Genomic DNA, 25,933 nt, shown 5'->3' with positions numbered 1-25,933 from the left:
CCTGAGGTGCAAGAGGCATGTATCTAGAGCAGCGCCCTTGAGCGTCACTCGCGACGAAGTAAAAGCAGTATTGCAGGCCACCGAGATGACAGTTGGAATGCGAAACGGGACCTTCGGGCCGGCGGAGCTGAAGGTGCCGCGAGCGCGGCTTAACGCGAGCGACGGAAATATCCCCGGATGACGCAGCTCGGCGCTGCGGACTGATCAACGTCCCACGCCGGCCCAACGCCTGGAAGACAGATACGCGCCTCACTACGAGGCGGGATGCAACCTTTGGACGATGTCGCCGGTTGCTTTTGCAGCGGGGTGGCAACTAGGTTGGAAGTGCGTGGCGAGAGCTTCGTCGCATTGGCCGAAGGGCTGCAGAAATGCCATTTGGTCGCTCGGGCGCGGGAGGATCGGACAGCCTGTCGGCCGCCTTCTGCGATCTCGGCCGCAATGCGAGGGACGATCTGACCCGGGGGCACGAGGACCTCTGCGTTCACGACGGTATGCGGCCTTCCCGCAACAATCGCGGCATCGACCACGAGAACGGGGCGATCAAGAGCACGCATGGCTATCTCAAGCGGACGCATCGCCGATGCGCTGCTGTTGCGCGGCACTGCCGACTTCGATGATCTCGCCGCCTATCGCGGCTTCATCGACGAGATCAGTCGCCGCAGTGCCGCAGTGCCCGGAACACCAAGCGCATCGACCACGAGCGCGCCACCCTACAGGCGCTGGCAGATCTCCGCACCTCGGACTACGAGGAGGTAATTGTCTGCGTGACGCCAGGGGGCGGCTTCCACCTTGCGCAAGATGTTCTATACCGTGCCGTCGCGTTTGATCGGGCACCAACTGCGGGTACGCCTTTCCGACGATGGTCTCGACGTGTTCGTCGGGCCCTCGCTCGTCACCCTGCGGTGGGCGGTCGTATCCCAACGGCAAGTACGACAAGGTCGTTGATTAGCGGCACGTGATCCTTTCCTTGCGGGGCAAGCCAATGGCACAGCTTAATCTCGTCTACCGTGGTCGGTCGTTCCCGCGCGATGCCTCTCGCCGAACTGTCGGTTGCTTGCGCGAACGGTTGCCGGACTTGAAAGCCTGCAGGATCATGGTCGATCTGCTCGCACTGGCTCATGGACGCGGTTGCGAGGCCGACTCCCAGATCAGCTCGCGAACTACCTTTATGCCTGCCGACCGCCCGACCCAACCGGTTGGAGACCTGTCGCTTCTGTTTGGTCGCGCGACGATAGCGTTTGGCACCGCGGCTTCCCTCATGTCTGGCCTGAAAACAATTGTCCTCTGGTTTCCGAGAGAGCGCGTGGCGCTCGTCGCCGGCTATATGATCATGTGGTGGCACTGCGGGTCGAGACGGCAACCGCACCAGCCGAGGCATTGCTTAACTGCATAGGCTGGCGCGGTCTATTGAGGTGCTTGCCCCATTCAGTGCCAGCACAGCCCTGTGGTTTATTTTTTAGTTCCGGAGGTAGACGCGGCTACGAAGAGCCCCTGAGGGATAAGCAGTCGGAAGACTGTCTAGACGGATGGGCGACTCTGGACAATTGCGCCGACTTCTTCAACATGTCTTGGATCCGCATGGGCGCTGCAGTCCTTGTGGGCAGCGTCTTGGCTGAGCGATGTGGAAGGGTTCGATCTAACAGCCTTGTCACACTACGTTCGTCATGGCGATAGCCCTAAGCATCGGGGTATTGCTGCTCGGCGCGGTCGCCGATTCGCTGCGCCGCAATGGCAAGAACATTGAAACGTTGCTCGCGATCATCGCTGCTGTGTTCATTGCAGCCGAACTCGCGCTGATCCTGCATCCACCTTTCCTGTCGCTACCGTCATGGATCATTGTGGCGGTGGTCGGATCAGCAATCGTCCTCAGATACGCGACCATCGGGGATTACTTTCCGGCCGAATTGATTGCCCGCAAACGCGTGCTCAACGCTGCACTTCGGGTGGGCTTTCCTGGTCCAGTACGGGACGGGATTGATTCTCGAGCAAAGGCCAGCATGGCCGCCCTGGTCTGGTTCATCGCCCATTGGCTCAAAGAGTTGAATCGAAAATCGCAGATCGCCCTCAAGAGCGCAAGTCGACGGATCAGAGCAGGCCAATTCAGGTCGTGATTCTGAGCGCCGAATGGTCATTGTGAAAGCCGATGAAGAAGTGGAGTGGTGAACTCGGCCTTGCGTTGTCTGACTTCCCGCCCGTCGGTCTACTAGCATCTATCGTGTCATTCAGCCCGTTTAATTGCTTGCTTGTTGTCAAAAGTTCCCCTTGAACTCGCCAACGGCAGGACGTAGCGCTCGGAGCTGGTCAGGGTCGCAGAGACAGGCGCGAGCGCAACTGAGTGTTGAGCTTGCCTCCCGGCGCCTAATCCAGTGAGGAGTCGTTTTAGCCCAGAACGAGGGTCAGGGCATCAAGCGAAATCGTTTCACCGGTGAGACTGGTGTTCGAACTGACGATCATGGAGGGAATCCATCCAAGGAGGAAAAGTCATGACCTTACGTCGGGCTCCATGTTTCGCTGAATTCCGCTCGATATGTGCGGTGGACGAGACCGGAAACATTATCATGGAGGGAACGACGTCGGCGGCCGCGCCACCGATTGTGCAGTACCTCGAACCATGGGCTGGTCGAGTTGTGCGCGTGGGGCTGGAGGCAGGACCGACCTCAGCACGGCTAGCCGCAAATCTCTTGGGCCGCAGACCGTCAGTTTGGAAGACCTCTAGGCTGAGGCGGCACTTTCAGCCATACCTCTGAAGGCCGATCGCAACGACGCCCTGAGATCGCACGGATGGTGAGATCGGGATGGTTCAAACCCGTTCCTCTCAAGAGGCATCGGCGGCTAAAGGCCGCGGACGTTACCAGCTGCTCGCAAGCATCTCATCCGCCCCCATCGCTCCCGCAGAGCAGGTCCGCCGAGTACTTCTGCGTCCGCTCGGTCTCAAAATCGGAATCGTCTTGCCGACTCTGTTCGCGACGGGAGTTCGTGAGTTGGTCGCGATGATGCCATGCTGGAGGCGATTAGGTATCCGCTGCTTGCCGACGCGAAGCGCTGATGCGAGAGTCGCCCGACTCGATGGTCCGGTTCTGAAAGGCTGTGCGCAGCGACCCGGCTGCTGGCTCCTGATGACCGATGCCGGGATCGGTCCGGCCTTTGGGTGACCTTCCGCTCCACCGTGGTCGATCCTTGGCGATTCCTGCATTCCCAACTCCGTGGGCGCCTACTGGTCTCCGATGAAGGCTTCGGCGGTGCGTGTTGCTCACCGGCGGGAAGCACTGTGGGAAGGTCGCGCAGGGCAGAACGATGGCTGTCGTCCTTCACCGAACGTGGGTCGACGGTACCGAATTCCGGTGGAGGGCGCGCGTAAGGACGCCATCGCCATCCAAAAAGACGCTCCCCGAGGCGCGTGGGACCGTCGAGTTCGCATGATCTGTGGTGGGTCCTCAAGGCGGCAGGGCTAGGCCGATGAGCTTGAACCGACCATTCAACCGAATCCCATCAAATGGCGCTTCGCCGATCACCAACAGAAGTAGGTAGCCGCAGCACGCGCTTTAAGGGATGGTTGACGGACGGCTGAGCTGGCTCGAAAGCATGGGATCTCCGAAGCGGCGATCTGCAATTGGAAGCCAGAGTTGCTGCTCAACGAGCGGAGACTACCATCATTCGCAGGTTGCCAGCCCAAAGGCAGAGCGTTAGATCGCATGATCATGACCAAGGCAGCACAGCTACCTTTTTCGACAGCTAAACGGGATAGAAGCAAAAGTTGAGTCAGATCGGAGACGTGACATCATGAGCCAAACTAATAACGTTTGTAAGCCGCCAGATCGCATCTACGTCGGACGATCTAAGATAAATGGGTTCGGCCTGTTTTCGAGAAAAACCATAACGAGGGGAAATGTCATAGAAAAGCTTGAAGGCGTAGTCTATCCGAAGGCAACCAAGAGAACGATACAAATCGATCGCAATAGACACCTTTGTAGTGAATACATAGACTTCATCAATCACAGCTGCCGCCCAAATGCCCGCCTTCAGGTGGAAGGTGGTGGCATTGTCCTGATTGCAATCGAGGAGATTGGTTGCGACAGGGACGAAGTAACGATCGACTACAACTGCTCCGAATACTCTCTCGCTGAGAGCTTCTCGTGTCGATGCTGTGAGCCTCCCAGACTTATCGCTGGATACAGTTACTTGCTAGAAACGGGTCAGGGCGACTATCTAAGTCGAATAGAGCGATTCGTGCTGCCGCATCTGTTTTCGATCTCCTCGGAATGTTGGTCTAACAACTAGATTTTGAACCGCCACTGGGGTGCCAGAGGCTCAAAATCTTGAGAGGAGGGAGCCATGAGAACGAGGCGACAATGCGGACCCGAGCGGTTCCTAGTCTGGATCACGCCAGGGAACACCCTTTCGCGCAGGGCGGCAGTGACGCCGATTGCGGTCAGATCGGCTGCACGCCGCAGAGGCTCGACGACTGGGCCAATAAGGACCGAGGTCGATAGCGGGTAGCGGGCCGCCGTCCCGACCGACAGGCCCGAGAACGCTGAAGGGCTGGAAAGGGGAGAAGCGCGAGCTTCGGCAGGCCAAACAAATTCTGCGCACAGCGAGCGCTGTTTTGCGATGGCGGAGCTCAACCGCAGGTCCAAGCCGATGATCGCCTTCATCGGCGATCATCGTGGGGTGCATGGGGCGAGCCGATCTGCAAGTCTCCCGAGCGTCCCTTCGGCCTACCACGCCCATTTGGCCAAGCGGCAAAGCGGACTAAGCCTGAAATAGCTCACCAGTTTCGGCGGGCTATTGAACCGGCTGAGGTCGCCGATCGCCGCCACGATGCCGGCGGCGATCGACAGATTCGCGCCGGTCACCGTTATCAATTCGGTTGACCGCGGAATTGTCGATGCGCGATCTCGCGGTCGAGCAGGGCGAGGTCTTCCGCCAGCCGCCCAAGCTCGCGGACGTGCCGATCGATCGTCGAGCGCTCATCGTCTGGAAGCTGTTGAGCGGCCACCCACACCCGGCCGCGAGGGTCGAACAGATCGGCGTGCGGGCACTTCGGAACCAGTTGCGCGTGCAGGATCGAATACACCCCGTTCTTGAGTCGCGCGCGATGCCGCACGACCGGGTAGCGCGTGACAAGAATAGTGGGCGTTCACATCATGCACTGGCGGTGCCACGCTCGGCAGGGCATTTGCAGAGCGAACTATGTCCGCTTCCAGACCTATACGGTCGAGACTCGACATTCCGCCGCGCAATCATTCCAGCGGCTGGCGGAAAGGCAAAATGTCCCCCTCTTTGCCTCTCTCGTTAAGCGAGATCGCGCACGCTGTCGTGGCACACCGATTGCTGAGAGATTGCGGGCTTGTCATCGCTACTGACGGAGGAATATCCAAATTGATCACAAAGACCAAAACGTTGGGGGCGGTTCCGATTCAAGCTGTGTCACCCCTGCCTTTGTCGAATGATGACACGGCAGGTCGTTCGTCTATGCCGTACGGCATCGGCACGCCCTTGCAGAGGTGCTCCCAGAGGCACAAGCGCAGACTGGACATTAAATCATCTGTTCTCATGCTACTCTCCGCCCCGTCAATGGGCTTGGCGCTCGTTGTCCTGCTCTGTCGCATCAGGTTGAAGGTGTTTCGAATTCTGGGGCTGATGTCAGCCCGAGGCATTGACCTCTCAAGTCGCAGCTCATGTAACTGGCCGCGAAACTCGAAGAGGCCATTCCCGCAAAAACCTAGTGAGCCGCTCAGCTACCGCGCCGCGTTCTTCACGGAGAGCGCGTCGGCCTGTTTGATTGCCATTTTGCTGGAGGAAGTGTGATGGAGGAGAGGACGGCTTCTTCGGCAGACGCGGGGTTTAAGGCGCGCACCTCGCAGCTTTGGTTGGGCGCATCGCGCAATGCCATCCGCCGGCTGGTCCGCTGTCTATTCGCCGAGCGTCTTCTTGACCCCGATGCATTAATGTGGGCTCGGGAAAGCAACGAAGCATGGCTCCCCCTTTGGCGATCACGCGAAGTCCTGCATTTTACGGATTTGCACCGTGCGCCTGCCGGAACGTTTCAAAATCGAGGTTCAATCGAAGTAATAGACGAGACCGGCGCTCGCTACCGGATCGACAATCCTTCCGATCTCATCGAACAGATCGCGCCCGCTTTGGCAATCACGCCCGCAACGGACGACGTTCAGCGTCTAATCCGTGACGTCGAGGACAGCATGCGTAACGACGCCCTCGCACGTAGTTACCGGGAACACTGGAGCGCAGAGCTTCGAGCTAAAATAGCCGAAGCAGGAGCCCGGGATTTCCTAGAGTATCTCCAGAATCTGCCGCCGCACCTGAGCGCAATTGCTCTCGATCAGTGGGGAGCGCTGGAGGGTCACCCCTTCTACCCGACATGGAAGGCCAAATCCGGCCTGCCGCCCCAGGACGTCGCTGCCTTGTCGCCTGAGTTCGGTGCTCGCGTGCGCGTCCGAATAGCCGCGTTACGCAAAGAATGGTGCTATGTGGAGAAGATGCCGCATGTCGGCAGCTATTCAGAATGGTTCTCGCAAAACTTCCCGGAGCTCTCGTGCGAATGGGCCGAAAGCTTGAGCAAACGTGGAAAGTCCGCTGAGGACTGGCTGCCCCTGCCTGTCCATATCTGGCACCTAGACAATTGTCTGCGACGTGAATTCGCCTCCGAGATAAGTTCCGGAGTTTTCGACCCGAACGGCCCGGAGATCGTAACGCTGCCGTCAATGTCGTTCCGCACAATGCTGCCGGACACTCAGGAGCCGAGACCGTTTATCAAATTGCCGGTGGCGATTTGGATGACCAGCGAGCAGCGCATTCTGCAGGCCAAGTCAATTTACATGGGACCGCGTCTCAGCACTTTGATTTCTGAAATTCTATCAAATGAGCGGTGCCTCTCGGACGGGTTCGAGATCTTCACAGAAGAACTGGGGGCAATCCTTTGCCACCCCGTAACAGGCGACGAGCATCCGGGCCGCTTTCTTTCAGTTGTCTACCGCAACTCCGGTGCATTGACGCGAAATGATGGACTATTACCGGTCACTGTGGCAGCGCTCCTTACGGCGAGCCCGATCGACGGTCGCCCGCTCATTTGCGAATTGATTGCGAGAGGCAGCGGTGAAAACGAAGCCTTCGTGTCTTCGTTCTTCCGTGCCTATGTGAGGACAGTGATCGGGCCGATACTCACCATGTATCTGCTTTACGGACTAGCTGTTGAGGCGCATCAGCAGAACAGTACAATTCTATTCGACCAAATCGGCCGGCCTAAAAAACTGCTACTCCGTGATTTCGGCGACGCCCGCAGCTTTGTTCCCCTGCTCAAGGAGCGAGGGTACGATCTCAAGCCCTTCACTAGGACGGGGATCTTACCAACGGCCTTTGACGACGATATCAGTATCGTGCGCTCATTCGTCATCGACGCGTGCTTCGTCTGCCACCTTCATGAGGTCGCACTGTGCCTCAACGAAATTTATAAACCGTCAGGCACATGCTTTTGGCACATCCTACGGGAAGAAACCGAGGCAGTCTTTGACGCGCTCAGGCCGCGCATGATGTCGGATGCATTCTGGCTCGAAGAACGCAAGGCGTTTCTTGACGATCCCTGGCGGACCCGCTCGGTGCTAAGGATGCATCTGGAGCGCTATCGGGACTTTCGAGTTGAGCACGAGTTAACAAATCCGCTGGCGGGAGTGAAACGTTAATGCCCTGCGGCGTCTCGTGGCTTCGGACCTGTCACATAGCTGCAACTCGCCGCGAACTACCGGTTTCGGGCGTTTAAATTTGAGCTTATCGTCCGCTCGAAAGTGGAGTTGGCCATAAGTGTCGGTGCGGAGCGAGCTGAAGAAGTGTTTTCCTCCTTCAGACAGGATCTACGATGCGCAGACTAAACCGCGAGTGGAGATCGCCATACAACCGACGCCGCGATGGTCGCGGGCTTGAAGCACGCCAGGAGAAATGACGTGGCTAACATCGTAAGAAGGCCAGCAACGATTTCGAGGGCGAGATCATCACTCTGGGGTTGGCAGGCTTTTCGTATCTTCGGCAAAGGCCAACTCTCCAGCCAAAACGGTCCAAGCCGCCGTCTCTATATCGGCCGGACGAGATCGAGGCTGTCTGGTCGAAGCACTCGGAGGGAAGGCCCTGACTATCTCTCACTCAAGTTCGATGATCCTTCCTTCATCGCACCGATCTGCCGACCTGTTCGACGAAGTCGACGAAGGCGCAACCTGTTCTGGTTATGGCCGCGGAAGAACGGAAAGTGGCAGACTTGCGGCCCCGCACAAACTGACCGGGCGGGGGTTATTCGGCCGCAGCCGAGTTGTAGTGCGGCCGCTGCATGGGGACAGTCTGTCCATCTCTCAGCAAACCGCCTCACTTGCGCTCATACCCGTGCTCGGTCTGGAGACCTGTCGAACGAGAAATCGTCGCTTTCGTCTAATCGCGCGGTGAATTTCGGCTGTGTGATGGCCTACATCGAAGAAACGCGGCCGCTGAGCCGGCTAGTATACAAACAAGAGGTGATTGCCTGAAGGTAGGCCAAGACTCGGTCGCGACACTAGGCGTCCATTGTCTCTTGCCTAGACGCTTACCCATTCGGCTGCTCGGAGTTCTGATTGTCGTGCTGTTTGCATTGATCCTTCGTTCGATCCTGATGCAGCGTCGATTTGCGTTTACCTGGAATTTTGCTGCTCTTGTTTGGCATGTTGATCGCTGCGCCTCGGCGTTCACGGTTCAAAGAGGGCTCTAGCATTGGACACTGGTGTATCGCAGTGCATTTATGGTCGACGCAGGCACCCTTGCCGAGGATTGTGTGGTACTATCGGTGTGCCCTCATTTAGCTCACTTCAGCCGTCGGCCCGCGACCACCTTAGAGCGCCGAGCGGTGTCTTGAGGTCCCTGCAAGCGATAGGCGCAAAGCTGAGACCATGAAGCACAGAGTCTCGGTGGAAGAGCTAGAGGGAAGAACTGGAATTATGGAAGCACACGTATCGACTACTGCCGTTTCATCCGATAATTGGGCACCCGCGCGCGATGCGAGTCATATCATTAGCGGCATTCATGCGATGCTGCACCCGCGCAATATTGTACTGGTCGGCGCCACCGACAAGCCGGGAAATTATGCCGAGCGCATTTGGAACAATCTCATCAAGTACAAGTATCGAGGCGGGCTCTACCCTGTAAATGCACGGAGAGACGTGGTCTGGGGAGTGACTTGTTACGAGGATTTCGTTTCCCTTCCGGAAAAGCCGGACCATGTGCTTGTGCTGGTGCCGGCACGTTTCGTGGTTCAAGTCGTGCGGGATGCTGCCGCGGCGGGCGCTCGGTCGGCAACGATCGTCACTTCGGGCTTCAGCGAGCTGCAGGACGAGGAGAGTCAGCGGCTCGCCGCCGAACTCAACGTCGCGGTGCGTGAGACAGGAATTGCAATAACAGGCCCAAATTGCCTCGGCAATCTGAGTGCGGGCGAAAAGCTCTTCACTAATCTCGACGATCGGATCGTCACCATGGAGCAGGGGCCGGTCGCAATCGCGGGCCAATCCGGAGCCATCGTGATGATGATTCGCCAGGCGTTGGAGGATCGCGGCGTCGGCGTCGGCTATATGGTCACCACAGGCAACGAGGCCGGGCTAGAGACCCCGGATCTGATGACATATTTCGCCGCCGATCCTTCCATCCGAGTCATCGTCGTTTACCTCGAGGGCGTGCGAAACGCTCAGACCTTTCGGAATGCCTGCAAAGCAGCGCGTGCTGCTGGCAAACCTGTTATTGCGTTGAAACTCGGGAGTTCCGAAGGCGGACGCGCCGCCGCCATGGCGCACACCGGGTCGCTGGCGGGCTCCATCGAGTCCTTCGATGCAATATCGACGCGCGAGGGAGTGATCCGAGTACGTGGACTCGACGAACTCGTGGAAACCACCGAATGTTTCGTTCATGCGCAACCGCCTAAAGGCAACCGCCTCGCTGCGGTGACGCTGTCCGGCGGAAAGCGTGGGCTCTTGATTGACGCATTCCATTCGGTGGGGCTCAATTTTCCTCCACTCAGCAAGAATGCCAGCGAGAAGCTCGCAACGATGCTCGGGCCGGGCTCGATTATCGGCAATCCGCTGGACGCGGGATTTGCAGCAGTTGTCGATCCATCAGTTTACATCAAATCGATCGAAATCATGATCGAAGACTCGGACATCGACATCGTCATCATTGACGCCGACTTGCCGAAGATGCCGCATGAATTGCGCGAGCGCAATTTGCGCATCGTCAACGGCATGGCGAGCAGCGCGACGAAGCCCGTAATCTATATCAGCCCGGTGTCCATGGGCTTCACCGAACATACAACTGCCTTGCGCAAGACATTGCCTAACATCGCTGTTATGCAAGGTATGGACCGCGCGGTCGGCGCAATCAAGGCGCTGATCGATTATGCCGCACTCGAAAAGGACGTGCCGGATATTATTTCCTCTTCCAACCCCCAGGCCCGGGCGGTCCTGGAAAAGACCTTGAATGGTGCCAGCGGCGCCGCGCTCGACGAGATCGCCTCCAAAAAGCTGCTCAAAGCTTATGGCATCCCGATCTCGAAGGAGGCAATAGCGCGGACGGCCGACGAGGCTGCAAGCGTCGCCAAGAAGGTCGGCTTTCCCGTCGTGGCAAAAGTAGTCAGCGCGGACATTTTGCACAAATCGGATATCGGCGGCGTGGTGCTCAATCTCAATAGCACAGCCGAGGTAAAAAAGGCATTCAACGACATCGCCGCTCGTGTCAAGAAATTGAAGGGGAAGCCGCACCTCGAAGGCATTTTGATCACGCAGCAGGTCAAGGCCGATCTCGAGCTCGTGATAGGCGCCTCGCTTGATGCCGAGATGGGACCGGTGGTGCTATTCGGTACGGGGGGCGTCGATATCGAGTTGATGAAAGACGTAGCGCTCGCCGGCGCGCCGATCGATGCCACCGAGGCCGCAAAGTTGATCCGTCGCACCAAGGCCGGCGTGAAGATAAAGGGCTACCGCGGCCGGCCGGCCCTGAACAAAGGCTCTGTGATCAGTGCGTTAGTTGGACTTTCCAATTTGATCGCCGATGCTGATGGTCGCATCGCCTCGATCGACGTCAATCCATTTTTACTCACTGCCAAAAGCGGGGTCGCAGTGGACGCGCTCGTAGTCTTGCGGAATCATGCAAGGAAGCGCGAGGGCGAATCGTAAGAGTCGCATGAGTCGGCTCGATCATTTCCGTGGAAGCACTACTGACCAGGAACAGGGCATTCTCTGCTTCGGGCGATGCGGGCCATCGAATTCGAACACAATGGCGTCGCGAGTATACGAACGGTGCTTGAGGCGCGAACGGACGTGTTCCGCCTCAGAAGAGTCATTAAGGAGAAAACCTTCCTATTACTCCTGCCGCTTTCTGGCATCAATTTATCCTTGACCTCACGCGTGTCCTCGCCTGCGCCCTTGTCGGCGCCGATGCTGGCGATATCGGCGCGGAGGTGATTAAAACGAGCGGCCCGGCACGCGACGACGCGCGCGCCTTCGGACTTCCTCACCGACCCGATCCCCGGGGTCAAGGAGAACAACAACATTCTATCTCTGCGCAAACCGCAATAAGAACTCGGTTACCGTCAACATCGCCAAGCCCGGTGGGCGGGAGATCATCTCTCAGCTTACCGAAGACGGTAACCCTACGCGGTAGGCCGCAGCGCGCTGATCTTTCCAGTTAACCGTTAGAGCTCGTCGGACTCCTCGGTTTTCGGCTTCATCGTCGCAGCGAGCACTTGGCGGCGTTTTTCGATGATGCTAGGGTCCTCTTTGTGGATTGCGATCAGCTCTTTGAGGTTCTCGATCCCCTCATCGGTGAACGCCATCACCCCATCTTCACCGACGCCCACGACCCATAGCTGGCCATCCTCGGGGTCCATTTCTTCGGCGACCTCGAACAGCCATTCCTCGTCTTCTCCAAGCATCTCGGCGACATGGCCGAGGGTAAACACGTGGCTGACTTTGTTGACGGGCCCCATCAAGCCGCCTGCGCCGCGAGGCCTTGCTGTTGCGCAATCTTCCAGTTCCAGGGCAGCAGCTCATCGAGCCTGTGGGCGGGGTGGATGGCGATGCGAGCGAGTACATCGGCAAGCCAGACCTGAGGATCGACGTCGTTCATCTTCGCAGAGACGATGAGGCTATACATGGCGGCGGCACGACGCCCTCCGCGGTCGGACCCGCAGAATAACCAAGACTTTCTGCCCAATGCGATGCCGCGCAGCGCTCTTTCGGCGGCGTTGTTCGAGAGACAGACGCGGCCATCGTCGAGGAAGCGTGTGAAGGAGCCCCAGCGCTTGAACATGTAGTTCATGGCCTTGGCCAGATCGTGACCGCGGGAGAGCTTGGCGCACTGCTCACGCATATAGGCTTCCAGATCGGCAACCAACGGAGCGCTCTGCGCCTGGCGGACAGCCTCTCGGTGGTCGGCGCCTTGGCCATTGATCGTGCGCTCGATTGCGAAGAGGGCGTCGATGCGACGCACGATCTCGATCGCAATCGGCGAGAGGGCGATCTCCTTCTTGCCAGCAGCCTTACGTCGCGCGTTTTCCTCAAGATCCGCCATGGCGAAGAACGGGCGCCGGGCATGCACTCAACAGGCCGCCTCCCTGATAGGCCCAGGACTTCGCGGGGGCTCGTAGAGTTTGGTGTATCCGCCGAAGGCGTCGGCCTGCAGGATACCGCTATAGTTGGCCAGATGCGCCTGCGGATGCTCGCCCCTTCGATCGCGCGAGTAATAGAACATTGCCGCCGGCGGATCTGAGCCGCCGAAGGGGCGGTCGTCCTTTACATAGACCCAGCATCGAGCGACATCGCACTTGCCCAAGGCCAGCACGGGCACGGTGGTGTCGTCGCCGTGGAGGCGTTCGGATGCCATGACGTGGGCTTCCAACAGACGCAACAGCGGCTCCAATACCGTGCAGCACGCTCCGACGGCGTCGGCTGCGGTCGACAGACTGATCGGCACGCCTTCCAACGCGTAACGCTCGGTTTGCCGGTTCAGAGGCTGATGCTGGCCGAACTTCTCATAGAGCAGCATGGCCAGCAGGCTCGGCCCCGCCCACCCTCGCGGGATCACATGGAATGGCGCCGGTGCCTGGCTGATCTTCTCGCAGTCGCGGCAAGAGAACTTCTCGCGCACCGTCTCGATTACCTTCCACTGACGCGGCACCGATTCCAGCGTTCGGGTCACATCTTCGCCGAGCTTGCGCAAGCGATTGCCGCCGCAGCATTCGCACGCCGTCGGCGGATCGATCACCACCCGCTCGCGCGGAAGGTGGTCTGGGAACGTGTTGCGCTCAGCGCGCTTGCGCGTAAATCCGTCAACCGTAGTCGTTTTGGCGACTGCCTGCTCCGCCGCCAATTCGTCTTCCGTCGCGTTAGCTTCCAATTCTTCGAAGGTAAGCGCCAGCTGGTCGATCAACCGCGCCGAGCGCTCCGATTTCTGGCCGTAAACCTGGCGCTCGAGCTTCGCTATCCGCAAGGTCTGCTGCACAATCAGCGCGGCGTCCTCCGACGCCTTTGCCCGCGCTACCGCCAGCTCCGCTTTCAGCGCGGCGTTTTCTTCGGCAAGAGCGGCGCGATGAGCATCCATGAGACGAAGTGAATCATAGTTTTAGTGATTTGCGGCACCCCAAAATACGCGGGTTTCCACATTTTTCTTCGCTCATCCCGCCCTTGTCGGCCGCCACGTCAGTTGTGGATTGCGCCCTACGCCATCTGCGCCGCCGAGATCGACACCGCGTCACCTGACGCCGAAGGCCAGATGAACTTTCCGCGATCCAAGCGTTTCGCATAGAGCGACAGCCCGATCCCGTCATGCCAGAGGATCTTTGCCAAATCGCCACGCCGGCCTCGGAAGATACAGAGATCTCCGGCGTGGGGATCCCGCTTCAGGCTCTCCTGAACCTGCAAAGCCAGACCCTGCATGCCGCGACGCATGTCGGTGTGGCCGGTTGCGATCCAGACTCTGACGCCACCCGGTATCGGGATCATCGCCGGCTCAGAACATCAAGGACCCGCCCCAACGCGTCAGCATCGACGTTCTCGTCAACGCTGACACGCTTGCCGCCACCGAGTTCGATCTCGATCAGGCCCCGGCGCCTCCGGGGCGAAATCACCGCTGGGGCTTCAATCGATGGAACGCTTTCGGTCGCACCCGGGGTGAGCTGAACAGGGACAAGCTTCGGTCCCGCCGAAACGACACTCGCCAGGCGCGCCCGCCGCCGCCACGTGAACACCAAACTCGTCGAAATGCCGTGCCGCCGCGCGATCTCCGTCACAACCGCGCCGGGCGCCAGCGTCTCTTCGATGATCCGCATCTTATCGTCGCGAGACCAGCGACGACGACGCTCTACCCCGCCCAGGACCTCTACCCGCATCTACCGACCTTAAGGCTAGCCTTAAAGTTAGATCCTCGTCGGATACCTGCAACTCAACAAGGCGGCCCACCCCGGAGGAATACCGAAGACGTAGAGGTATTCATGGAGAACTACGAGGTTGGGGATCTCAAGCGTTTCGGCTCGACTACGAGTGGGGGCCTCAAGAAGATCAATCCCGGCATCATCTAGTGGTCGGTCACAGGCCAGGCCGGGCCCTATGCGCCGCGCGCCGGTTATGACGGGGTCTTCCAGGCTATGGGGTGATGAGTGTCACCGGCCACATGGACGGTGGGCCGTGTCCGGCGCCGATGAAGTCGGTCCTTCGATCGTCGACTACATGACCCGCATGAACGTCTCGATCGGCCTTCCTGTCGGCCCTCTATTACCGAGAGGTCAATGGCGGGGCAGGGCAGCACATCGATGTCTCCCTGCTCGACGCCGCGATGACCTCGCTCAACCACGATCTCCAAATTATTCGTGATAGCCCGCCCAGCCGGCGGACTTGGGGCAATGGTGCGTTGGCAGTCGGTGTGTTTCGCTGCGCGGACGATGAGATGATGCTGATGGTCGGCAATGACCCAGTTTGCCCGGGCATGCGCCGCTCTCGAGGCACCTGAACTCGCTACCAACCGAAACTCCTCAAGAACAACGATCGCGTCACCAACGGCAAGGAAATCATGGCGATCTTTGCTGGTCCTCCATCAAAAAACCACGGTGGCGCATTGGCTCCGCAAGCTGGAGAAGGCGGTGTCCCTTGTGGTCCGGTAGACCAACTTTTACCAGGTGTTCGTCGATCCGCACGTCGCCAAGCGCGGCATGCGGGTGAACGTGTGAAGGACAAGTTCGTCCCAGCTGACCTTGATCCGCAACGCGCTGACCTTCTCCGAGACACCGATCACCTAATATCGCACCCCGCCGCTGCGCGACGAGAATACGCAAGTCGTGTTGACCGCCTGAGTTGAGTGGCTGCGGTCGCGGCGGCGCCAGCGGTGCTTATGGCAGTCGCATTAAGCTTTGGTGCAGCGGTTTGGGCGTCCGCGCAGTCGCAGTAGAAAAAAGTAGGCGTCTTTGCAGTTCGTGCAGCGATGTTGATTGTTGCAGAATCCGCCTTGGCCGCCTCTGCTGCCATAGTGCGTTGTGTCCGTAGCTGCATCGTGCACAGCCCTAACCTACGCCATCATAGGGACTATTTCCCGGCCGAGCTGGTCGCTTGCCCGAATGACGCTTCGAACATCCTGCAATTTGACTAAGCGTGAAAGGACGGGACTGGTTCTGGCGCAATGGCCGCTTAAGGGCGGCACGGCTGATCGCCTAACAGACGGCGTTCGCTGTGAACGCGTTGCTGCAACGTGGCGTTGGTCTGGTTTGACAGTCCGCGGCTCGAAGCGCGTAGAAACCGAAGGCTGCGCTTTGGCCCGCCTCAAAGGGGGCGGCTGGAGTGTGTTAACGTCATGACCAGCTGGGATGTTTGCGGCGCATGATGGACGGTCTTTAGGGGCCTTTTCCTTCCACGCGAGAGTGCGATCGACCCGTCCTGTCTCGGCCGTGGCAAGATCTATTGTTCGACTTGCTTCCATTTGCTGTCGCTGATCGGTCGCCAGCCGCAACTATTTGGACCAATCGTGTACCTCACGCGGAAGACGAGTTAGAGTACCGCCCCTTTACTGCGTCCGAATGACCTGTAGCGCACAAAATCTGCGCTTTGGTCGCGATCCACGCGGATGGACTCAATCAATTCGTGATAACTCCCTCCCAGATTGAGTGAAAGAGGATCGATGAAGGTCTTGGTGCCGGTAAAGCGGGTGGTCGATTACAACGTCAAGGTCCGCGTCAAGAGCGATGGATCGGGTGTTGAACTCGCCAACGTCAAAATGTCGATGAACCCGTTCGACGAAATTGCGGTCGAAGAAGCGCTGCGCCTGAAGGAAGCCGGCAAGGCGACCGAAGTCGTGGTGGTCTCGATCGGACCGGCGCAGGCGTCGGAAACGATCCGCACCGGTCTCGCCATGGGCGCCGATCGCGGCATCCTGGTGAAGGCCGAGGGTGCGGTCGAGCCGCTCGCGGTCGCCAAGATCCTGAAGAAGATTGCGGACGAAGAGCAGCCAGGCCTCATCATTCTCGGCAAGCAGGCGATCGACGACGACAGCAATCAGACCGGCCAGATGCTGGCCGCGCTGCTCGGCTGGTCGCAGGCGACCTTCGCCTCGAAGCTCGAGGTCGAAGGCAGCGACTTCAAGGTCACCCGCGAAGTCGACGGCGGCTTGCAGACCGTGAAGCTGAAGGGACCGGCGATCGTCACCACCGATCTCCGTCTCAACGAGCCGCGCTACGCCTCTCTGCCGAACATCATGAAGGCCAAAAAGAAGCCGATTGCGGACAAGACTGCCGCCGATTATGGCGTCGATCTCACCGCGCGCCTCGAGGTTCTCAAGACGACCGAGCCGGCGGGCCGCAAGGCGGGCGTCAAGGTCAAGGACGTCGCCGAGCTGGTGTCGAAACTCAAGAACGAAGCCGGGGTGCTCTGATGACGACGCTTCTGATTGCCGAACACGACAATGCGTCGCTCAAGGATGCGACCAACAAGGCCCTGACCGCGGCGGCCGCGCTTGGCGCGGACGTCGAGGTTCTGGTGGCCGGCGAGAACGCCAAGGCCGCGGCGGACGCCGCCGCAAAGCTTGCCGGTGTGAAGAAGGTGCTGCTCGCCGACGGCGCGCTTTACGCGCACGATCTGGCCGAGCCACTGGCCGCGCTGATCGTCTCGCTGGCGCCGTCCTATGACGCCATCGTCGCGCCCGCGACCTCGCGCTTCAAGAATGTGATGCCGCGCGTCGCGGCCCTGCTCGACGTCATGCAGGTCTCGGAGATCACCAAGGTGGTCGCCCCCGACACCTATGAGCGCCCGATCTACGCCGGCAACGCCATCCAGACGGTGAAGTCGAAGGACGCCAAGAAGGTCATCACTGTGCGCACCTCCACCTTCGCCGCAGCGGGTGAAGGCGGCAGCGCGTCGGTCGAGAGCGTCGCGGCGGCGGCCGATCCGGGCCTGTCGTCCTTTGTCGGCGAGGAGGTCGCAAAGAGCGATCGTCCCGAGCTGACCTCGGCCAAGATCATCGTTTCCGGTGGCCGCGCCATGCAGAGCCGCGAGAACTTCGCAAAGTACATCGAGCCGCTCGCCGACAAGCTCGGCGCCGGTGTGGGCGCTTCGCGTGCGGCGGTGGATGCGGGCTATGCGCCGAACGACTGGCAGGTCGGCCAGACCGGCAAGGTCGTGGCCCCCGAGCTCTATGTCGCGGTCGGCATTTCCGGCGCGATCCAGCATCTGGCCGGCATGAAGGACTCCAAGGTGATCGTCGCGATCAACAAGGACGAGGACGCGCCGATCTTCCAGGTCGCCGATTACGGCCTGGTGGCCGACCTCTACCAGGCGGTTCCGGAATTGACGGCCGAACTCGGTAAGCTCGGTAAGTAAAGCGCTAAAACACCGGCCGAAGCTATAAACTCCGGCCGGTGTTGTTTTTCTGAGGGGGGTATCTTTCACAATGCTGCCGCGCGATGGCAAGGCTTCGTTTATTTCGAGGTCTAGCCGGCATGCTCTCCGAATCTTTCTAGTCGTAGGCCATTTAATCGAAAAGGTTCGGGTCAGCTTTCGGCCGAAGCAGGGCCAGCCCGTCTCGTCGCTGCATTCGACCAGTGTGCCCCGCTCTCCGGGTGCCATTTTGCCTTGAGAAGACGCGCCCTTGGCGCACGCCTACTTGGGCCTGCGGCTCTAAACTAACAAGTCCTGAACAATGGAGCGGAAGGCGGAGCGCGTTGCAGATTTCGCATTCCGTCATTTGTGTGCGTGCGGCGCCTCGCAAATCACGCCACCTCGATTCCGCCTGAAGAAGCTGAGACTAGGAGTGCTGGTCGGGTTTTGCCGCGACGGGGTACAGACTGCGAGAGAGGCTCGCGGTGCCCGTCGCGGAGATGAGCGATGTCCAGATACTATCTTCGGGCGCACGGGTGAGGACCGGACAAGCCTTTATGACGAAATCAGCAAGAAGAGTTTAGGCGAACTTGAGGCCGGCTGAGTGCCGTGGGTACAGCCCTGGGGTACCCCGGCTGCGACAGGGTCGTTGGCCATGCCGAAAAGCGCCGCGCCGACCGTCAATACAGCGGCATCAATATTCTGATCCTCGGGAGGCTGCCATCGAACGCGCCTTCACAGTCCAGAGCTGGCTTACCTTCCACTAGGCGCTAGCTGTCCCTCGGTGGTCACGTCCGCAATGGCGAGCGTGGGACTACTGTTGTCTCTGGTAACCGTTTGTACCGGTCCACGAAAAGCGGCGCGCGAGCGAGAACGGTGAGGAAGCACAGGCCATTCCGTTCCTCAAGTGCTTTACGGGTCTAATTCTCGAATACCTCGAAGTCGCGTTTCCCTCCGGTGAGGGCCGCCTTGTTGGGTTAGTCCAATTGGTGCGTAACAGTCCTTATGGACAGCCATAAGCGCAGTACTCAGCTTGAACGGCTTGAGGTGGTCGAGACTGGTCGTCGTCGGCGCTGGTCGGATGACGAGAAGCTGCGGATCGTGAGCGAGAGCTTTGAAGAGCCGCGTGCTATATCGTCGACGGCACGGCGCCATGGCATATCACGTTCGTTGCTGATGACATGGCGTCGCGCGTTCGGGCCCGAGCCGATCAGCCCTCAAAGCGAACAATCTGGCTTTGCGCGGGTCATCCTGGCCGCTGAGGTCGAGCCGGCGGTTGCTGCCACACCGCCGAGTGGGCAGATGGTGATCGTAGTCGGCAGGGATCGTCGAGTGATTGTCGACGCCAGCGTCGATGCGGCGGCGCTGGCGCGGGTGCTGCAGGTTCTGGAGCTTCGATGATACCGATCTCTTCGAACGCCCGGATCTGGATTGCGACCGGCCACACCGACATGCGCAAGGGCATGCAGGGTTTGTCATTATTGGTGCAGGAAAGCCTTGGTCGTGATCCGTTCGCCGGAGATGTCTTCGTGTTCCGCGGACGCGGCGGTTCGCTGATCAAGGCCTTGTGGCACGATGGAGTTGGACTGTCGCTCTACGCGAAGCGGTTGGACCGTGGCCGTTTTGTCTGGCCGGCGACGGTTGGCGGTGTGGTGGGGCTGAGCGCGGCGCAGATGAGTTATCTGCTGGAGGCGATCGACTGGCGCAATCCGCAGCACACGTGGCGGCCACAGAGCGCAGGATAGGCTCAAAAAGTTCTGAGGTGCGGAAGAAAAGAGGCCTCAAATCGCCTCTTTTGTGATTCCATCGGGGCCATGGGTGACGACCTTGAATCGCTGCCAGACGACGTCGAAACGCTGCAAGCGGCATTGATCGTTGCACGGGCGGAGGCTGCGGCCGCCCGTGCCCGGCAGTCCGACGACCAGGCGTTGATCGCCCATCTGAAGCTGCAAATCGAGAAACTTAACCGCGACCGCCATGGTCCGCGCTCGGAGCGTACCGCGCGGCTATTGGATCAGCTTGAACTGACGTTGGAGGAGCTGGAGAGTTCGGCGACGGAGGACGAACTCACCGCCGAAATGGCCGCGGCCAAAACCACGAAGGTGGCGTCGTTCACGCGCAAGCGGCCGTCACGCCAGCCGTTCCCGGAGCATCTGCCTCGCGAGCGGGTGATAGTGCCGGGACCTGTGGCGTGCGCCTGCTGTGGCGGCGCGCGGCTGTCCAAGCTCGGCGAGGACATCACCGAGACGCTGGAGGTGATCCCGAAATCCTGGAAAGTGATCCAGCACGTCCGCGAGAAGTTTACTTGCCGTGATTGCGAGAAGATCAGCCAGGCTCCGGCGCCGTTCCATGTGCTTGCCCGCGGCTGGGCGGGGCCAAGCCTGCTGGCGATGGTGCTGTTCGAGAAGTTTGGTCAACATCAGCCGCTGAACCGGCAAGCGGAGCGCTATGCCAAGGAGGGTGTGCCGATCAGTCTGTCGACCCTGGCCGACCAGGTCGGCGGCTGCACCGCGGCGCTGGCACCCTTGTTCAAGCGCCTCGAGGCCTATGTGCTGAGCGCCGAGCGATTGCACGGGGACGACACCACGGTCCCGGTCCTGGCCAAAGGCAAGACCGACACCGGCCGGATCTGGGTCTATGTGCGCGACGACAAGCCCTTTGGAGGGCCGGCCCCGCCGGGGGCGGTGTTCTATTACTCGCGCGATCGGGCCGGCGAGCATCCCCAGGCTCACTTGGCCAACTACAGCGGAATCTTCCAGGCCGATGCCTATGGGGGCTATGGCAGGCTTTACGAACCGGGCCGCAACGCAGGTCCGATCCTGGAAGCCGCGTGCTGGGTCCATGCCCGGCGGCCGTTCTTCGTGATGGCTGATCTGGCCGAGAATGCGCGTCGCAAGGCTCAGGGCAAGAAGCCGGCAGTGATCTCGCCGCTGGCGCTGGAAACAGTCCGCCGGATAGACGCCCTGTTCGAGATCGAGCGAGGCATCAACGGCGAGACGCCCGAACGGCGCCGGGTCGTCCGCCAGGAACTGAGCGCGCCGCTGATCGCCGATTTAGAAGCCTGGATGCGCGAGCAACGCGCCAAGCTCTCACGTCGCAACGACATCGCCAAAGCAATGGACTACATGCTCAAGCGCTGGACCGCGTTCACACGCTTCCTCGACGACGGCCGCATCTGCATGTCCAACAATGCGGCGGAGCGTGGCGTGCGCGGCATCGCTTTAGGTCGCAAGTCGTGGTTGTTCTGCGGCTCGGATCGCGGCGGCGAGCGGGCGGCGGTGATGTACAGCCTAATCGTCACCGCCAAGATGAACGATGTCGATCCGCAAGCCTGGCTCGCCGACGTTCTGGCGCGCATCGCAGAGCATCCCGTCCAAAGGCTCGACGAACTGCTGCCATGGAATTGGCGCTCTGCTATCCGGAACGTTGATCAAGCCGCCTGAGCCGAAAATGACCCGCGCGCGGTCTTCGCCGGATGCTTACGAAGTCGCTGCCCGGTCGAGCGGATCAGCTAGCGGTTGCACTGGCTGTTGTGCGTCCGGACCTCAAGTCCAACGGTTGCGCGGTTGGGTTAACGCTCGCTCCGCCCGAGCTCGGCGAAATCGCTGTCGTGCGACCTTTGACTACGGAGGGGGGTCTGGTTTTTGGCTCGTGCCACAACGGTGCTAGGCAATCGGCACTCGCAAACAGCGCAAAATGCGTCGTGATTGGTCGGAATCGAGCAGCCCGACGGCTCATGATCAACTCGGGCCGAAAAAGGGGAGGTTGCGCAGAAATTCAGCATAAATCTCCGGGCCATTGCATTAATCGATATGGACATCCTGTTACTCTACTGCCTCCCAACTGAACCTGTTCGGATGGGTTCCAATAAAGACGGTTGTCCCAAGGACATGGTAGCTGGGCATGTTTAGACACTTTTACCGCCTCCGCATGATCAAGCATGCCGAGTGTTTCCGGCGCAGCAGGCGGGATTTGCAGCAAATAATCCGGTGGCGGTGCAACCTGATGCTGCTCGGACCCGAACTAGTGCGGCCCGGGTACCCAACAGGGCAACGCAACCAGTTCGGCAATAAATCAGTCTCCCGGAAATCGTCCCTTGCGAGTCACACCGACGGCAGAGCGTATGTCTGGCAATCATCATCAGCAGGCTGGTTCGAGGCATCGCACCGAGCGTTTGAGCCTTGCTAGCTGAACTGGTCCGCTACCCACCCGATTTTATTGTTTCACTGAGGAGCCCACTGTGAGCGAAGTGGTCAAGCTTGAGCGTCATGACGAAGTCGGGATCGTCACGGTCGACAGCCCTCCGGTCAACGCGCTGAGCGCCGCGGTTCGTGGCGGAATTCTGGAGTGCATCAAGGCGGCGGTCGCCGATCCCGCTATCAAGGGCATCGTGTTGACCTGCGCCGGCCGCACCTTCATCGCGGGCGCCGACATCACCGAATTCGGCAAGCCGCCGAAGCCGCCCGCCCTCAACGACGTGCTTTCCGAGATCGAGAATTCACCGAAGCCGGTCGTGGCCGCGATCCACGGCACCGCGCTCGGCGGCGGCCTCGAGGTCGCACTCGCCTGTCATTTCCGCGTTGCGGTGAAGGAAGCCAAGCTCGGCCTGCCCGAGGTGAAGCTCGGCCTGCTGCCGGGCGCCGGCGGCACCCAGCGCCTGCCGCGCGCAGTCGGACCGGAACTCGCGGTCAAGATGATCGTCGGCGGTGATCCGATCGGCGCTGCGGAAGCGCTGAAGAACGGTCTGATCGAGGAGATCGTCGAGGGCCCGGCTGCCGGAGCCGAAGCCTTCGTACGAAAGCTGCTGGCTGAAAAGCGTCCGCTGCGCCGCCTGCGTGACGACGACTCCAAGATCGCGGCGGCCAAGGCCGACCGCTCGATCTTCACCAATGCGGTCGCCGCCATGACCAAGAAATCGCGCGGCCTGGAAGCGCCGTTCGCAGCGGCCGACGCGGTCGGCTACGCCATCGACCTGCCGTTCGACGAGGGCCTCAGGAAGGAGCGCGAGGGCTTCCTGAAGCTCGTCGCCAGCGATCAGTCCAAGGCGCAGCGTTATGCCTTCTTTGCCGAGCGCGAGGCCAGCAAGATCGCCGGCGTTCCTGAAGGGACCAAGCCGCGGCCCGTGAACCGCGTCGCCATCCTCGGCGCCGGCACGATGGGCGGCGGCATCGCGATGTCCTTTGCCAATGCCGGCGTTCCCGTCACCCTGATCGAGACCGGCGAGGAGCAGCTCAAGCGCGGCATGGGCATCATGCAGAAGAACTGGGAAGCGACCGCGGCGCGCGGCGGCATCCCGGCGGATGCGCCCGCCAAGCGCATGGCGCTGATCAACGGCGTCGTGGGCATCGAGAACGTCGGTGATGCTGACCTGGTGATCGAGGCCGTGTTCGAGACCATGGCGGTGAAGAAGGAAGTGTTCGGCAAGCTCGACCAGTACGTCAAGCCGGGCGCCGTGCTCGCCTCCAACACCTCGTACCTGAACATCGACGAGATCGCGAAGTCGACCAAGCGCCCGCAGGACGTGCTCGGCATGCACTTCTTCTCGCCCGCCAACGTCATGAAATTGTGCGAGATCGTGCGCGCCGACAAGACCGCGCCGGATGCGCTGGTGACTGCTGTCAACATCGCACGCAAAATCGCAAAGGTGCCGGCCGTGGTCGGTGTCTGCGACGGCTTTGTCGGCAACCGCATGCTGGCCCAGCGCGGCAAGCAGTCGGAGAAACTGCTGTTCGAAGGCGCGCTGCCGCAGCAGGTCGACGCCGTCGTGACGAAGTTCGGCATGCCGATGGGGCCGTTCGCGATGAGTGACCTCGCCGGCCTCGACATCGGCTGGCGCTCGCGCAAGGACCGCGGCATCAAGTCGGAGATCGCGGATGCGCTGTGCGAAGCCGGTCGCTTCGGCCAGAAGACCGGCAAGGGCTATTACAAATACGAAGCCGGCTCCCGTTCGGCGCTGCCCGATCCCGAAGTCGAGAAGCTGATCGACGAGACGCTGCTTCATTTCGGCCGCAAGAAGCGCGTGGTCAGCGACGACGAGATCCTCGAGCGCATGATGTACCCGATGATCAACGAGGGCGCGAAAATCCTGGAAGAAGGCATCGCCGCGCGACCGTCCGATATCGACGTGGTCTGGCTCTATGGCTATGGCTGGCCGATCTACCGCGGCGGCCCGATGTTCTGGGCCGACACCGTCGGCCTCAAGCACATCGCCGATCGGCTCTCCTTCTACGCCAAGGAGACCAACGATCCGAGCCTCGAGCCCGCGCCGCTGCTGAAGAAGCTCGCGGCCGAAGGCAAGACGTTTTGGTCGCTGGCGGCGGCGTCCAAGGCGGCGTGATGACGGCTGCCAATCCTTTCGTTGTTCCACGTTTCGCGATTACGCGACGTGGGTGGCCCGAAAGGCCTGACGGGGAAATCATCTCGCCTTCGAGTACGCTGCTCGGTGGACTTTCTGATTCGCATTGCGCGTTAGAGCTCGCGACGGAGCTTCTCATCGGGCGCGTTTTGCGCGGAGCCTGTGGTCGCACGCCGGAATGATGAGTGATGTATTGCGGAACATGCCCCATCCCGGCGAACAGTTTGTTTCGAGGGCGCGTTGGGGCGACAACATCGTCCATGGCACCCTCTCTGGCCAATTGTCGAAGGCAGCCGCTGACTACGGCTCGCGCACGCGCTCGAGCTTCGCGACCGCCCGATCAACTGCACCAAACTCGCGGCCATGGCCAGCGCGGCAGCAGAAATCGTCACAATCCAACCAACTCGCATCAGGAGATCGTTCTTGACCGACGCTGTCATCGTTTCCACCGCCCGTACCCCGATTGGAAAGGCCTATCGCGGTGCGCTCAACGCCACCGAGGGCGCGACCCTGCTCGGCCACGCGATCGCCGAGGCCGTCGCCCGAGCCAAGGTCGATCCGAAGGAGATCGAGGACGTCGTGATGGGAGTGGCGCTTCAGCAGGGTTCAACCGGCAGCAACATCGCGCGCAAGGCGCTGCTGCGCGCCGGCCTGCCCGTCACCGTTGCCGGCAGCACGGTCGACCGGCAATGCGCCTCGGGGCTTCAAGCCATCGCGCTCGCCGCTCGTTCGGTGATCTTTGACGGAGTCGAGATCGCCGTCGGCGGCGGTGGCGAGTCGATCAGCCTCGTGCAGAACGACAAGATGAACTCGTTCCACGTGCGAGATCCGGCGCTGCTCAAGATCAAGGGCGATGCCTATATGCCCATGATCGACACGGCCGAGGTGGTGGCCAAACGCTACGGCATCTCGCGCCAGAAGCAGGACGAATATTCGCTGGAGAGCCAGCGTCGCACCGCGGCCGCCCAGCAGGGCGGCAAGTTCAGGGAGGAGATCGCGCCGATCACGACCCAGATGGCAGTCACGGATAAGGCGACCGGCGCGGTTTGCTTTAAGGAGGTGACGTTGTCGCGGGACGAGGGCCCGCGCCCCGAAACCACGGCCGAAGGACTGTCCGGACTCAAGCCCGTGCGCGGCGAAGGTTTCACCATCACCGCCGGCAATGCCAGCCAGCTCTCGGACGGCGCCAGCGCTTCCGTGATCATGAGCGACAAGGAAGCGGCCAAACGTGGCCTCAAGCCGCTCGGCATCTTCCGCGGTTTCATCACCACCGGCTGCGAGCCGGATGAGATGGGCATCGGCCCGGCCTTCGCCGTGCCGCGCCTGCTCAAACGTCATGGCCTGAGCGTCGACGACATCGGCCTGTGGGAGCTGAACGAAGCCTTCGCTGTGCAGGTGCTGTATTGCCGGGACAAGCTCGGCATCGATCCCGAAAGAATCAACGTCGACGGCGGCGCGATCTCGATCGGCCATCCCTACGGCATGTCCGGCGCGCGCCTGGCCGGCCACGCCTTGATTGAGGGCCGTCGCCGCAAAGCCAAATACGCGGTCGTCACCATGTGCGTCGGTGGCGGCATGGGCGCGGCGGGTTTGTTCGAGGTCTTGCCGTAACCTAGTTGCGCAATTGCGCACGCGCGGCCGGGACCCATGCTCCGCGGCCGGATTTTGACGGGAGTGGCTTTCGTAACAACGAAGGCCGGCGGTTATGGGT

17 protein-coding genes, 5 pseudogenes and 1 other annotated feature are annotated in these 25,933 nt (G+C 60.6%); of the genes and pseudogenes, 15 read left to right on the top strand and 7 right to left on the bottom strand.

Going from position 1 to position 25,933, the window contains the following annotated elements; translation table 11 throughout:
- Positions 1 to 330: 330 nt before the first annotated feature.
- From BcanWU425_RS32875 to BcanWU425_RS37860, 3 genes and pseudogenes are all read left to right on the top strand, one after another.
- Positions 331 to 1,141, top strand: a pseudogene (locus BcanWU425_RS32875) (IS21 family transposase); the annotation flags it as partial.
- Between the two features lie 523 nt (positions 1,142 to 1,664).
- A complete protein-coding gene (locus tag BcanWU425_RS32870) occupies positions 1,665 to 2,111 on the top strand; it encodes a hypothetical protein (protein ID WP_231189182.1) in 447 nt (148 codons plus the stop codon).
- Positions 2,112 to 3,780: 1,669 nt separating this feature from the next.
- Complete coding sequence (locus BcanWU425_RS37860) at positions 3,781 to 4,278, top strand: SET domain-containing protein-lysine N-methyltransferase (protein ID WP_445818642.1); 498 nt, start codon at positions 3,781 to 3,783, stop codon at positions 4,276 to 4,278.
- Here the strand turns inward: BcanWU425_RS37860 and BcanWU425_RS32865 are convergent.
- The 3 genes from BcanWU425_RS32865 to BcanWU425_RS32855 form a co-directional block, all read right to left on the bottom strand.
- A complete protein-coding gene (locus BcanWU425_RS32865; protein WP_231189180.1) occupies positions 4,275 to 4,652 on the bottom strand; it encodes a hypothetical protein in 378 nt (125 codons plus the stop codon). The two genes, BcanWU425_RS37860 and BcanWU425_RS32865, sit on opposite strands and share 4 nt — an antisense overlap.
- Positions 4,597 to 4,710: a sequence feature (AL1L pseudoknot), on the top strand. Its footprint overlaps the gene before it by 56 nt.
- Before the next feature lie 5 nt (positions 4,711 to 4,715).
- On the bottom strand, positions 4,716 to 4,853 hold the full coding sequence (locus BcanWU425_RS32860) for a transposase (RefSeq protein ID WP_231189178.1): 138 nt from the start codon (positions 4,851 to 4,853) through the stop codon (positions 4,716 to 4,718).
- Positions 4,854 to 4,858: 5 nt separating this feature from the next.
- Entirely contained in the window at positions 4,859 to 5,074 is a 216-nt protein-coding gene (locus BcanWU425_RS32855; protein WP_231189176.1) for a hypothetical protein, read from the bottom strand.
- Between the two features lie 733 nt (positions 5,075 to 5,807).
- Here BcanWU425_RS32855 and BcanWU425_RS32850 point away from each other — a divergent pair.
- The 3 genes and pseudogenes from BcanWU425_RS32850 to BcanWU425_RS37855 form a co-directional block, all read left to right on the top strand.
- Entirely contained in the window at positions 5,808 to 7,697 is a 1,890-nt protein-coding gene (locus tag BcanWU425_RS32850; RefSeq protein ID WP_231189167.1) for an IucA/IucC family protein, read from the top strand.
- Between the two features lie 1,272 nt (positions 7,698 to 8,969).
- Positions 8,970 to 11,189 (top strand): acetate--CoA ligase family protein, encoded by a 2,220-nt coding sequence (locus tag BcanWU425_RS32845; RefSeq protein WP_231190958.1) that lies wholly within the window; start codon positions 8,970 to 8,972, stop codon positions 11,187 to 11,189.
- A 192-nt stretch (positions 11,190 to 11,381) separates the two neighbouring features.
- Positions 11,382 to 11,658: pseudogene (locus tag BcanWU425_RS37855) on the top strand (CoA transferase); the annotation flags it as partial.
- Between the two features lie 49 nt (positions 11,659 to 11,707).
- Here BcanWU425_RS37855 and BcanWU425_RS32835 read toward each other — a convergent pair.
- From BcanWU425_RS32835 to tnpA (BcanWU425_RS32820), 4 genes and pseudogenes are all read right to left on the bottom strand, one after another.
- On the bottom strand, positions 11,708 to 12,001 hold the full coding sequence (locus BcanWU425_RS32835) for a hypothetical protein (RefSeq protein WP_007590556.1): 294 nt from the start codon (positions 11,999 to 12,001) through the stop codon (positions 11,708 to 11,710).
- A pseudogene (tnpC, locus tag BcanWU425_RS32830) lies at positions 12,001 to 13,614 on the bottom strand (IS66 family transposase). The gene BcanWU425_RS32835 and the pseudogene tnpC (BcanWU425_RS32830) overlap by 1 nt, the downstream one beginning before the upstream one ends.
- Before the next feature lie 116 nt (positions 13,615 to 13,730).
- On the bottom strand, positions 13,731 to 14,015 hold the full coding sequence (gene tnpB / locus BcanWU425_RS32825) for an IS66 family insertion sequence element accessory protein TnpB (RefSeq protein WP_231189165.1): 285 nt from the start codon (positions 14,013 to 14,015) through the stop codon (positions 13,731 to 13,733).
- Positions 14,012 to 14,341, bottom strand: coding sequence for an IS66-like element accessory protein TnpA (gene tnpA / locus BcanWU425_RS32820; RefSeq protein WP_157158533.1), 330 nt, complete (start codon positions 14,339 to 14,341; stop codon positions 14,012 to 14,014). The genes tnpB (BcanWU425_RS32825) and tnpA (BcanWU425_RS32820) overlap by 4 nt, the downstream gene beginning before the upstream one ends.
- 132 nt (positions 14,342 to 14,473) lie before the next feature.
- Between tnpA (BcanWU425_RS32820) and BcanWU425_RS37635 the strand changes: the two are divergent.
- The 9 genes and pseudogenes from BcanWU425_RS37635 to BcanWU425_RS32775 form a co-directional block, all read left to right on the top strand.
- Positions 14,474 to 15,301, top strand: a pseudogene (locus BcanWU425_RS37635) (CoA transferase); the annotation flags it as partial.
- A gap of 875 nt (positions 15,302 to 16,176) precedes the next feature.
- Entirely contained in the window at positions 16,177 to 16,926 is a 750-nt protein-coding gene (locus BcanWU425_RS32810; RefSeq protein ID WP_018453239.1) for an electron transfer flavoprotein subunit beta/FixA family protein, read from the top strand.
- A complete protein-coding gene (locus BcanWU425_RS32805) occupies positions 16,926 to 17,870 on the top strand; it encodes an electron transfer flavoprotein subunit alpha/FixB family protein (RefSeq protein WP_027514159.1) in 945 nt (314 codons plus the stop codon). The genes BcanWU425_RS32810 and BcanWU425_RS32805 overlap by 1 nt, the downstream gene beginning before the upstream one ends.
- Before the next feature lie 504 nt (positions 17,871 to 18,374).
- Positions 18,375 to 18,784, top strand: a pseudogene (locus tag BcanWU425_RS32800) (ArdC-like ssDNA-binding domain-containing protein); the annotation flags it as partial.
- Between the two features lie 88 nt (positions 18,785 to 18,872).
- Positions 18,873 to 19,268: an IS66-like element accessory protein TnpA gene (gene tnpA, locus BcanWU425_RS32795; protein ID WP_231188495.1), complete on the top strand. Its 396-nt coding sequence runs from the start codon at positions 18,873 to 18,875 to the stop codon at positions 19,266 to 19,268.
- Positions 19,265 to 19,612 (top strand): IS66 family insertion sequence element accessory protein TnpB, encoded by a 348-nt coding sequence (gene tnpB, locus BcanWU425_RS32790; RefSeq protein WP_231188497.1) that lies wholly within the window; start codon positions 19,265 to 19,267, stop codon positions 19,610 to 19,612. The genes tnpA (BcanWU425_RS32795) and tnpB (BcanWU425_RS32790) overlap by 4 nt, the downstream gene beginning before the upstream one ends.
- Positions 19,613 to 19,681: 69 nt before the next feature.
- Entirely contained in the window at positions 19,682 to 21,310 is a 1,629-nt protein-coding gene (gene tnpC, locus BcanWU425_RS32785; protein ID WP_231188500.1) for an IS66 family transposase, read from the top strand.
- Between the two features lie 797 nt (positions 21,311 to 22,107).
- Complete coding sequence (locus BcanWU425_RS32780) at positions 22,108 to 24,204, top strand: 3-hydroxyacyl-CoA dehydrogenase NAD-binding domain-containing protein (RefSeq protein ID WP_231189162.1); 2,097 nt, start codon at positions 22,108 to 22,110, stop codon at positions 24,202 to 24,204.
- 441 nt (positions 24,205 to 24,645) lie between these two features.
- A complete protein-coding gene (locus tag BcanWU425_RS32775; protein WP_231189159.1) occupies positions 24,646 to 25,833 on the top strand; it encodes an acetyl-CoA C-acyltransferase in 1,188 nt (395 codons plus the stop codon).
- Positions 25,834 to 25,933 lie beyond the last annotated feature (100 nt).

The organism is Bradyrhizobium sp. WU425 (assembly GCF_021052305.1).
GTDB lineage: Bacteria > Pseudomonadota > Alphaproteobacteria > Rhizobiales > Xanthobacteraceae > Bradyrhizobium > Bradyrhizobium canariense_D.
Note: the sequence above shows the minus strand (reverse complement) of the source record. Positions and strands in the feature narration are given on the sequence as shown.